Consider the following 11,125-nt stretch of genomic DNA (forward strand, 5'->3'; position numbering starts at 1 on the left):
GAGCCCCCGCAGATCGGCTCGGAGCCCGCGATACCGGAGCCGGAACAGTTCCCCGTGCGCTCACGCCCCTCGCTCCAGGCCGTGACCGGCCCCGAGCCGATCGACCTCACCGCCGAGGACGACACTCAGACGATTCCGCGGCTCGACTCCCTTGAGGAGAAACTCAAGGAGATCGAGCGGCAGTTCGGCTGAGCCGCGGTGGTCCGCGGCGGACCGGACATCCCGGCATCAGGCCGGTCCGCCGTTCAGTTCGAACCACACGGCCTTCCCCACGCCGTGCGCCCGCACCCCCCAGGCGTCCGAGAGGGTGTGCACCAGTTGCAGACCCCGCCCCGACGTGTCGTCCGCGTGGGCCGCGCCGCGCAGCGTAGGGCGCCGTGCGATGAAGTCCCGCACCTCCACCCGGAGTCGGCCCTTCAGAAATCCGTCCGGGCCCTCGGCGATCGCGGCCGTGACCACCGCGCCGTCATCGGTGTGCACCAGTGCGTTCGCGACGAGTTCACTCGTCAGCAGTTCCGCGATATCGGCCTGTCCCGGCACCCCCCACTCCCGCAGCATTTCCCGCAGCGACCGGCGGACGTCGGCGACCGCCGACAGATCGGCGCGTCGGAGCCGCCTCATGAGATACGGCTGAATGTCCCCCTCCACGGGTTCGGAGGCATGGTGGGAACCCACACCGCAATGCCGGCTCCCCGCGCCTGCCCAACCTGAAATACGCCTCTTCATTCCTCCCCGCCCCGACCGCTCCCTCGACAGTCCGGCATCGAACACGTTCACGGGAATGCATGCCCCGCGTCACCGTGCCCGACTCCTGTTGAGCCGTCAACATGCCGATATGGGCGGCCGGTACGGGTGCGCCATAGCCCGAGCGGGAATTGATGCCATGACCATGAATGCGGTGACCGACGCCTAGGAGCCGTGATGCACAACGACCGACCACTGGTGGAAGGGCGCCTGGAACGGGCGCTCAGCCAGTTCATCCGGCCCGCGCAGTACGCGGAGCGGACCCCGCTGGCGCTCACCGTCTGGCACGCCCCCGGCGAGCCCGTGCCCGTACAGGAGGCGCTGAAGGCGTCGTACGAGCCCTTCGCGACCGGCACGGCCTGGGGGCGGCCCTGGTCGACGAGCTGGTTCCGGCTGGACGGCGCGGTGCCCGACGCGTGGGCGGGGCGGCGCGTCGAGGCGGTCGTCGACCCCGGTTTCTCCTGCGACGGCCCGGGGTTCCAGGCCGAGGGACTGGTCTACGACGCGTGCGGCGTGCCCATCAAGGGCGTCCACCCCCGCAACCGGCACGTGGCCGTCGCCGCCCGCGCCGCCGGGGGCGAGCCCGTCCACCTCCTCCTGGAGGCCGCCGCCAACCCGGCCGTACTGCGCCACGGCTTCACCCCGACCGACCTCGGCGACGTCCTGACCTCGGGCGACAGGCCGCTGTACCGCTTCGCCTCGGCGGATCTGGCCGTACTCGACGAGAACGTGTGGCACCTCCTCCTCGACATCGACGTGCTCGTCGAACTGATGCGGGAGCTGCCCGACGGCCGGTCGCGGCGCCACGAGATCCTGCGCGCCCTGGAGGATCTGCTGGACGCGCTGGACCTGCACGACGTCGCGGGGACCGCGGCGGCGGGCCGGGCCGCGCTGGCCGAGGTGCTCGCCCGGCCCGCGCATCCGAGCGCGCACCGCGTCTCGGCGACGGGCCACGCGCACATCGACTCGGCGTGGCTGTGGCCGCTGCGCGAGACCGTGCGCAAGGCGTCCCGTACCTTCGCCAATGTCACGGAGCTCGCCGACGAATATCCGGAACTGGTCTTCGCGTGTTCGCAGGCGCAGCAGTACGCGTGGGTGAAGGAGAATCAGCCGCACATTTGGGAGCGCATCAAGCGGGCGGTGCAGGAGGGGAATTGGGAGCCGGTCGGATCGATGTGGGTCGAGTCCGACGCGAATATGCCGGGCGGCGAGGCACTGGCCCGTCAACTGGTGCACGGGAAACGCTTCTTCCTGGAGGAGCTGGGGGTGGAAACGGAAGAGGTGTGGCTGCCCGACTCCTTCGGCTATACGGCCGCATTCCCGCAGCTCGCCAAGTTGGCCGGAATCCGTTGGTTCCTCACCCAGAAACTCTCCTGGAACCAGTCGAACCGAATGCCGCACCACACCTTCTGGTGGGAGGGCATCGACGGCACCCGCGTTTTCACGCATTTCCCTCCGGTGGACACGTACAACTCCCAGTTCAGCGGCGCGGAGCTCGCCCATGCCGAGCGCAATTTCGCCGAGAAGGGCCGTGCCACGCGCTCGCTCGTGCCGTTCGGCTGGGGCGACGGGGGCGGCGGCCCGACCCGCGAAATGCTGGAGCGGGCCCGGCGGCTGCGGTCGCTGGAGGGGTCGCCGCGCGTCGAGATCGAACGGCCGGCGGCCTTCTTCGCGGCGGCGGAGGAGGAGTACGGGGCCCAGGCGCCCGTCTGGTCGGGCGAGCTGTACCTGGAGTTCCACCGGGGCACGTACACGACGCAGGCGAAGACGAAGCAGGGCAACCGGAGGTCGGAACACCTGCTGCGGGAAGCCGAGTTGTGGGCGATGGCGGCATCTCTTGACGACCCGTCATACGTCTATCCGTACGACGCGCTGGACCGGATCTGGAAGACGGTGCTGCTGCACCAGTTCCACGACATCCTGCCCGGCTCCTCCATCGCCTGGGTGCACCGCGAGGCGCGCGACACATACGCGCGGGTGGCCGCGGAGCTGGCGGAGATCACGGCGGAGGCGGTACGGGCGCTGGGCGGGGGCGACAGCGAGAACGGCGAGCCAGCCGGGCTCGCCGTGCTCAACGCCTCGCCGTACGAGCGGCGCGACGTCGTCTCCCTCGACCCCGACACCGCCCGGACACTGCCGCCCGACGCCCGTACCCAGCAACTACCCGACGGCAGCGTGGCGTTGAGCTCCTTCGCCCCGGCGCTCGGGGTCGCGCCCCTGGAGGGAAGCGACACGGCGGAGACGGTGAACGGGACCGCCGAGGACGGTTCGTACGTGCTCGACAACGGCCTGCTGCGTGTCACCGTCGACCGCCGCGACGGCCTGATCACGTCCGTACGGGACCTGGCCGCGGGGCGCGAGGCGCTGGCCCCCGGCGGGCGCGGCAACCTGCTGCAACTGCACCCCGACCACCCCAACCAGTACGACGCCTGGGACATCGACCGGCACTACCGGCGCAAGCACACCGACCTCACCGACGCGGTGTCCGTCGAGCTGACGGCGTCCGGCCCGCTGCGCGCCGAGGTCACGGTCGTACGCGCCTTCGGGGCGTCGCGCGTCGAGCAGACGCTGCGCCTGGACGCGGGGGCGAAGCGGCTCGACGTCGTCACGGACGCCGACTGGCACGAGTCGGAGAAGGTGCTCAAGGCCGCCTTCCCGCTCGACGTGCATGCCGAACGGAGCGCGGCCGAGATCCAGTTCGGGCATGTGCACCGGCCGACGCACGCCAACACCAGCTGGGACGCGGCCCGTTTCGAGATCTGCGCGCACCGCTGGCTGCGGCTCGCCGAGGCCGGCTACGGCGTCGCGCTGCTCAACGACTCGACGTACGGGCACGACGTGACGCGGACCCCGCACGAGCGCGGGCTCGGCACGACCGTACGGCTCACCCTGCTGCGCGCCCCGCACAGCCCGGACCCCGAGACCGACCAGGGCACGCACCGCTTTGCGTACGCGCTGCTGCCGGGGGCGGCGGTGGGCGACGCGGTCGCCGAGGGGCTCGCGCTCAACCTGCCGCTGCGGGTAACGGCCGCGCCCGCACGCCCGCCACTGGTCTCGGTGAGCGATCCGGCGATCACCGTCGAGTCGGTGAAGGCGGCGGAGGACCGCGGCGGGGATGTGGTGGTGCGGCTGTACGAGTCGCGGGGCGGGCGGGCCGAGGGGATGCTGCGCGCCGGGTTCCCGGTCGCGCGGGCGGAGGTGACGGACCTGCTGGAACGGCCGCTGCAACCGGCCGGGGCGGGGCCGGAGGGGATCGCGGTGTCGCTGCGGCCGTTCCAGATCCTGACGCTACGTCTGAGCCCGCATAGGCGATGATGGTCCGTCAGGGGCGGGGCACGTTGCGGAGGTTGGAGCGGGCCATCTGAAGCATCCGGCCCACTCCGCCGTCCAGCACGATCTTTCCGGCGGACAGCGCGAAGCCGCTGACCATCTCGGCGCTGATCTTCGGCGGGATGGAGAGGGCGTTCGGGTCGGTGACGATGTCCACGAGCGCCGGGCCCTTGTGGGCGAAGGCGTCGCGCAGTGCGCCCCGTACCTGCTTGGGCTTCTCGACGCGCACGCCGTACGCGCCCGCCGCCCGCGCGATGGCCGCGAAGTCGGGGTTGTGGTTGGTCGTGCCGTACGACGGGAGACCGCCGACCAGCATCTCCAACTCGACCATGCCCAAGGCGGAGTTGTTGAAGAGGACCACCTTCACCGGCAGGTCGTACTGGACGAGCGTGAGGAAGTCGCCCATCAGCATGGTGAATCCGCCGTCGCCCGACATCGAGACGACCTGCCGGTCGCGGTCGATGAACTGCGCGCCGATCGCCTGCGGCAGGGCGTTTGCCATCGAGCCGTGGGTGAACGAACCGATCACCCTGCGGCGGCCATTGGGGGTGAGGTAGCGGGCCGCCCACACATTGTTCATGCCCGTGTCGACGGTGAACACGGCGTCGTCGGCGGCCTCCTCGTCCAGGATCGAGGCGACGTACTCCGGGTGGATCGGCACGTGCTTGTCGACCTTGCGGGTGTACGCCTTGACGACGCCTTCGAGCGCGTCGGCGTGCTTCTTGAGCATCTTGTCGAGGAACTTGCGGCTCGGCTTGGCCCGCACCTTCGGCGTCAGGCAGCGCAGCGTCTCGCGTACGTCGCCCCAGACGGCGAGGTCGAGCTTGGAGCGGCGGCCGAGGTGCTCGGGGCGCACATCGACCTGGACGATCTTCACGTCGTTCGGGAGGAAGGCGTTGTACGGGAAGTCGGTGCCCAGCAGGATCAGCAGGTCGCACTCGTGCGTGGCCTCGTACGCGGCGCCGTAGCCGAGCAGACCGCTCATGCCGACGTCGTACGGGTTGTCGTACTGGATCCACTCCTTGCCGCGCAGCGCGTGCCCCACCGGGGACTTCACCCGCTCCGCGAACTCCATCACCTCGTCGTGCGCGCCCGCCGTGCCGCTGCCGCAGAACAGGGTGACGCGGTCGGCGTCGTCCACCATGCGGGCGAGCGCCTCGATCTCGGCGTCTCCGGGCCGTACGGAGGGGCGCGCGGTGACGATGGCGTGCTCGATGGAGCGCTCCGGGGCCTGCTCGCCGGCGATGTCGCCGGGGAGCGAGATGACGCTGACGCCGCCCTGGCCGATGGCGTTCTGGATGCCGGTCTGGAGGACGCGCGGCATCTGCTGCGGGTTGGAGATCAGCTCGCTGTAATGGCTGCACTCGCGGAACAGCTGGTCGGGGTGGGTCTCCTGGAAGAAGCCGGTGCCGATCTCGCTGCTCGGGATGTGGGAGGCGATGGCGAGGACGGGGGCCATGGAGCGGTGCGCGTCGTACAGGCCGTTGATGAGGTGGAGGTTGCCGGGGCCGCAGGAACCGGCGCAGGCCGCCAGCTTTCCGGTGAGCTGGGCCTCGGCTCCGGCCGCGAAGGCGGCCACTTCCTCGTGGCGGACCTGGATCCAGTCGATGGCGGCGTTACGGCGGATGGCGTCCACGATGGGGTTGAGACTGTCGCCGACGACACCGTAGAGCCGCTGCACCCCGGCCCTGACCAGGATGTCCACGGTCTGCTCCGCCACGGTCTGCTTCGCCATTGCGCGCTCGTCCCTTCGGGTGCTGCCGGTCGCTCCCGCTCCGGTTGTGCGGGAGCCACCGTCCATCAACCCATGGATCGCGCCGCTATGCCTCCCAGACGACGCACGCGGTGCGGTCGTCGGCGTAGCCCTTCACGCGAAGCTGGGCGTCGGCCAGGAACGCCGCGAGGCCGGGCGGCCGGGCGCCGGGCCCGTCCCCCGTCGACCAGCGTTCGGCGAGCCGCTCGCCGAACGCGGGCTCGCCGCGGAGCGGGTCGGCGAGGCCGGGGGTACAGAGGAGGAGGGCGTCGCCGGGGAGGCCGGAGCAGAGCTGGAAACGGAAGGGTTCGGCGGGGCCGGGGCCCGCCCCCACGACCCCAAGGTCGACGGTGATGCGGTCACCACCGCTTCCCTGCCCCGCGTCGGCCTGCTCCAGGTCCTGCCAGGCTCCGCCGCGGAGCTGGAAGAGACCGCCGTCGCCGACGCCGAAGAAGACGCGTGTGCCGCACTTCGGGTCGGCGGGCAGGAGGAGGCAGCGGAGGGCGGCGGAGTACTCGGCCGGAGGGCGCCCCAGTTCGTGGGCGCGGGCACGGAGCCGCCCGTACGAACGGTCGGTGAGCCGGTGCAGTCCGGACTCAAGCGCACTGCGGTGACCAGCGCGAATGTCGTCGACCAGGCGCTCTTGGCTGCGCCCGATGGCCCCGCCGATCCACTCGCAGGCGTCGCGGGCGGCACGGTGCGCGTCCGGCGCGGCCCGCGCCCCACTGGCCACGGCCACCAGCACGAGCCCGTCCTCCCCGCTCCCGAACCGAGCGATGAGCAACGCGTCCCGCCGCGCCTCCCCCCGATACCGCGCCGAATCCCCCCGCAACGACACCGCCCGCACCGTTGCCGCCCCACACCGCGCCCCCTCCAGCACCGTATCCGGCACCAGGCCGCCCAGATCGGCGGGATCAGCCTCGGGGAGCGCGGTCGGCTCGGCTTCGTAGGTCGGCGGCCGATCCCCTACGAAGCCGACTCCGGGAGTCGTCGGCGGGTCGGCGGAGGGGAAGTGGGGCGCCTCCCCGGCATCGGGGACCGGCGGCAGGTCCGGCGAGCCGGTTTCGGGGAGGCCGGACGCCTCTGCCGTGTCCGGGGCACCGGACAGATCCGGCCGGCCGGAGGTACGGGGCGGACTGGTGATGTCCGCGAAACCGGGGAGGTGGGGCGGCCCCGGTACGTCCGGGGCGTAGGGGAGATTCGGCGGACCGGCAACGTTCACGACACCGGGCATGTCCGGTCCGTACGGAAGGTGGGGCGGCCCCGGTACGTTCGGCGCACCGGGCAGATCCGGCGGACCGGCAACAGCCGGGGCCCCCGGGAGGTCCGGTGGCCCGCCGGCATCCACGGCACCAGGCACCTCCGGTCCGTACGGAAGATGAGGCGGCCCCGGCATATCCGGCGCACCGGGCAGATCCGGCGGACCGGCGGTGGCCGGAGCCCCGGGCAGGTCCCTCGGACCGCCGACGTCCACAGCGCCCGGCAGGTCCGGTCCCTCAGGAAGATGAGGCGGCCTCGCCACATCCGGCACCCCAGGCACATCCGGCGGACCGGCGACAGCCGGGGACCACGGCAGGTCCGGCCTCCCTGCGGGGTCAGACAGCGCCGCGAGATCGGCGGCCCCCAGCGCGGTCGGCGAATCCGGGTGGCCCGAGGACGCGTCTACGCCCGAGTCATCCCACAGGTCCGGCGAGCCGGGAGCATCCATGGCGCCGGACGGGGCCCACCCGCCAGGGAGATGGGGCGGACCGGGACGGTTCGAGGGTGTCTCCGCGTCCCAGCCGCCAGGCGGATCCGGCGAGCCGGCCGGGTCGGGTGGCCGCTCAGGGTCCTTGGGGTCGAAGGTCGGGGCGCCGGCCGTCGTCCCCGACGACCACCATGCGAACGACGTGCCCTCCTCTGGCGGCGCATCGGACGGCGGAGCCGATGGCGGGGGCGAGGCCGTTCTGGAGGAGTTCGTGTCGGGGTGGGATTCGTCGTACAACTGGGTCCACCAGTCGTCGGCGTTGCCGTCTTGCTGCTCCCCCTGCTGGTTCATGCCCTTATTGTCCACAGTCCGGGGCATACGGGAACAGTGCCTCCGCAAGAGGAGGGCGGGGCCCGGCCGATCGAGCGCCGGACCCCGCTCGTGTTCACCCCACGTCGTAGGCGCGGGTCACCGTCTGGGTCACCGCGTTGCCCTTCGCGTCCGTCAGGGAGACCTTCAGGGTCACCTGCTTGCCGGAGGCTCCTCCGTGGTTGACCACCGCTGTCCAAGTGCCCTTCTTCTGGGTCACCTTGGACGCCGTCCATGTCTTGCCCGCGTCGTACGAGTACGACAGCGACGCCTTGGTGACCGCACCCGGCTCGTACCCGGCGTGACCGTTGGCCGACAGGACGATGTGCTGGCCGTCGGCGTCCGGGAGGGTGTTGAGGCCGTCGACCGGGAGGTCGTAGGAGGGGAAGAGCATCGGCAGCCCTCGGGAGTAGACGTCGGGTTCGCGGTGGGAGCGGAAGTTCCACGTGGTGGTGGTTTCCGTGGAGCGCGCCCAGTTGCGGTCGGAGCTGGCCAACTTCTGGGTGTTCAGCTGGAGTTCGTACGCGGCGTCGCCGTCCGGGACGTCGAAGACGCCGTACGGGTACGGGCTCTCGCCGATGGTCGTGCCGTTCCGGCGCAGCGTCATGTTGCCGATGTCGCCGAACGATCCGCCGTACGACCAGTGGTCGCCGGAACCGTCGTTCCAGAACGCGGGCTGGACGCCCATCCGGGCGCCCTGCCGCTCCGCGACGAGCAGCCGCTTGCCCTGCGCGTCGCGCGCGGCGTCCGGCCGCAGCACGCCGCGGTACCACTCCTCGCTGCGCCGCTGACCGGCCTTGTACGTACGGTCCTGGTCCTGGAGTACGGCCGCGAAGGGGAACGTGGTCTGCGCCTGGTGCTGCCAGCTGCCGCCGCCCGGCGTGTAGAACTCCGTGCGGGTGCTGGGCGCGTGGACCTGGTCGAAGACGCCGATGCCGACGGTGGCGGCGGGGTTCCACGTGGGCCGCAGCGACACGATGTCGGTGTAGTCGGCGGCCTTGCCGACCGCGTTCCAGCGCGCGGTGACGGCGGCGAGCTTCTTGTCCCGCGCCCGGTACGTGCGGTCGGAGCCGATGGGCCCGCGCTCCGGGTACGAGAGGTTGTAGACGTACGGACCCTTGGCGTCGGAGCCGTACGCGCGCCAGCCGCTGCTGAACTCGTACCCGCCATCCGTGGCCTTGCCGACCACGGACGCGTAGACGTGTCTGACGTCGGCGGGCGCGCTGAGCGAGCCGGACATCGCCCAAGTGCCGTCCCACCAGCGCCCGTACGACAGCACGGTGCGCCGTACCTCCGTCTTCCGGTCGGTGCGCACGCTGAGCCGGTGCGCCGTGCGGGCGTCGAGGACGACCGTGGTGTCCTTCTTCAGGGACAACTGCGGGTGGGACAGGTAACTGACGGAGTCGGCGGAAGCGCCGCCGTCGCCCTCTCCGCTGGTCACGAAGCTGCTCAGCAGGTAGTTCCCCGGCCGCACCTGGAACATCTGCTCCTTGGCCCCGTCGTTGACCCGCTGCTCCCCCGTGCTGGCGTCGGTGCTGACGACGTCGAGCGAGGAAGCTCCCCGCGCCGGCGCGCCGTCCCGGTCGATGAGTTTGACCCGGAGCGTGACCGTCTGCGGCTGGACGTAGAGCGTGAAGGGGACGGAGACCCTAACTCCCTTGCCCTTGGCGAGGATTCGGCCCGAGACGTCGCCGTACTGAGCGTGCGTCAGGTGTGCGCTGGGGTCGAGCCGCAGCGGCACCCGCACCGTGCCGGCCGCCGGAACGGTGATCTGCCGCTTGTCGAGCCGCGCCACCCCGGAGCTGACGGCGGAGCCGTCGTTGCCGTGGACGCCGTCCACGGAGAGCGTCAACTTGACGTCGGATCCGGTGGTGTTGGTGTACGGCACGTTCACGCTCGTACGGTCCGTGGCGTCCTGCGGCCAGCTGAAGTCGCCGCCCTGCACGGCGGGCGCGCCGAGCACCTTCTGCCGGTACGCCAGGCCCGCGTCGAGCCGCCCGCCGCCGGTCTCGTCCGCGCCGCCGACCTTGCCGCCGGTCTGCGCGGAGCTGATCAGCGCGGCCTTGACCTGCTGCGCCGTCCAGTCGGGGTGCGCCTGCCGGACGATGGCGGCGGCGCCCGCGACGTGCGGGGTGGCCATCGAGGTGCCGGACAACGTCTGGTACGCGTACACACCGCGCCCCCCGGCCGCGGCGGCGGAGATGCCGACGCCGGGCGCGGCGATCTCCGGCTTGAGGGTGTGCGTGGTGAGCACCGGGCCGCGGCTGGAGAACGACGCGGTGGTGTCGTCGCGGTCGACCGCGCCCACGGTGAGGACGTCCGGTACGCAGCCGGGCGACGTGACCGACGGCTTGGCCGGTCCGGTGTTGCCCGCGGCGACGACGAAGAGCGTCTTGTCGCCGTGCGCGAGCCGCGCCGCGGCCTCGCTCATGGGGTCGGTGCAGTCGCTGGGCTCCGGGGAGCCGAGGCTCATGGAGACGACGTCGGCCTTCTGGTCGACGGCCCACTGCATGCCCGCGATGATCCACGAACTCGCGCCGGAGCCGCTGTCGTCGAGGACCTTGCCGATGAGCAGGTCCGACCCCGGGGCGACGCCCTTCTTCTTGCCGCCGCTGGCCGCGCCCGAGCCGCCGACGGTGGAAGCGGTGTGCGTGCCGTGTCCTTGGAGGTCGTCGGTGGAGGGCGAGTCGGTGAAGTTGCGGGAGTCGGCGACGCGGTTCTTGAGGTCCGGGTGGCCGGCGTCGACGCCGGTGTCCAGGACGGCGACCTTCGCGCCCTTGCCGTCGTACCCGGCCGCCCACGCCTGGTCCGCGTTGATCTGCTTCGTCGACCGGTCGAGGGTGGTGCCGACCTTCCGGTCCAGCCACAGTTTCTTCAGCCCGGAGCCCGAGGCGGACAGGGAGCGGCGGCCGGCCACGTCCTGCCACAGCCGTCCCGCCTGCTTCTTGTCGGCCTTGAGCGCGACGCCGTCCACCGCCGGGAGCAGCAGTCCGCGCCGCGTTCCGCGCGGCGCGGCGGGCGCGCTGCGGGCGACGTTCACGGAGGGCCCATAGGTGGCGATGAGCGGCAGGTCGCCGGTGCGGGCGTCGTCGTAGCCCTGCCGGATCAGGCCGGTGACGTTGAACAGTTCCTCGTCGACCCGCTTCGCGGCGAGCGCCGCGGTCGCGGACTCCGGGTAGACGTAGAGGTCCTTGCCCAACTGCCGGGTGCGTACGAGTGGTTGGCGGCCCTGCGCGTCGGGC

5 protein-coding genes and 1 pseudogene are annotated in these 11,125 nt (G+C 71.8%); 2 read left to right on the forward strand and 4 right to left on the reverse strand.

Going from position 1 to position 11,125, the window contains the following annotated elements; all coding sequences use genetic code 11:
- Positions 1–192: pseudogene (locus ACFU99_RS18025) on the forward strand (hypothetical protein); the annotation flags it as partial.
- Between the two features lie 36 nt (positions 193–228).
- Here the strand turns inward: ACFU99_RS18025 and ACFU99_RS18030 are convergent.
- Positions 229–621, reverse strand: coding sequence for an ATP-binding protein (locus ACFU99_RS18030; protein WP_384392689.1), 393 nt, complete (start codon positions 619–621; stop codon positions 229–231).
- Positions 622–921: 300 nt separating this feature from the next.
- Between ACFU99_RS18030 and ACFU99_RS18035 the strand changes: the two genes are divergently transcribed.
- Positions 922–4,059 (forward strand): alpha-mannosidase, encoded by a 3,138-nt coding sequence (locus ACFU99_RS18035; protein WP_384392692.1) that lies wholly within the window; start codon positions 922–924, stop codon positions 4,057–4,059.
- Positions 4,060–4,066: 7 nt separating this feature from the next.
- On the opposite strand, the gene ACFU99_RS18040 is transcribed toward ACFU99_RS18035, so the two are convergent.
- The 3 genes from ACFU99_RS18040 to ACFU99_RS18050 form a co-directional block, all read right to left on the reverse strand.
- Positions 4,067–5,809, reverse strand: a complete 1,743-nt coding sequence (locus tag ACFU99_RS18040) for a pyruvate dehydrogenase (protein ID WP_384392695.1) — start codon at positions 5,807–5,809, stop codon at positions 4,067–4,069.
- A gap of 85 nt (positions 5,810–5,894) precedes the next feature.
- Positions 5,895–7,061 (reverse strand): protein phosphatase 2C domain-containing protein, encoded by a 1,167-nt coding sequence (locus tag ACFU99_RS18045; protein WP_384392698.1) that lies wholly within the window; start codon positions 7,059–7,061, stop codon positions 5,895–5,897.
- An 898-nt stretch (positions 7,062–7,959) separates the two neighbouring features.
- On the reverse strand, positions 7,960–11,125 hold a 3,166-nt coding region (locus ACFU99_RS18050; protein WP_384392701.1), incomplete at its 5' end, for a S8 family serine peptidase.

This window comes from Streptomyces sp. NPDC057654 (genome assembly GCF_042800135.1).
Lineage (GTDB): Bacteria > Actinomycetota > Actinomycetes > Streptomycetales > Streptomycetaceae > Streptomyces.

Coding starts and splice junctions, on each gene's coding strand:
- ACFU99_RS18030 (WP_384392689.1), bottom strand. CDS start 621: ATGAGGCGGCTCCGACGCGCCGATCTGTCGGCGGTCGCCGACGTCCGC.
- ACFU99_RS18035 (WP_384392692.1), top strand. CDS start 922: ATGCACAACGACCGACCACTGGTGGAAGGGCGCCTGGAACGGGCGCTC.
- ACFU99_RS18040 (WP_384392695.1), bottom strand. CDS start 5,809: ATGGCGAAGCAGACCGTGGCGGAGCAGACCGTGGACATCCTGGTCAGG.
- ACFU99_RS18045 (WP_384392698.1), bottom strand. CDS start 7,061: ATGCCCGGTGTCGTGAACGTTGCCGGTCCGCCGAATCTCCCCTACGCC.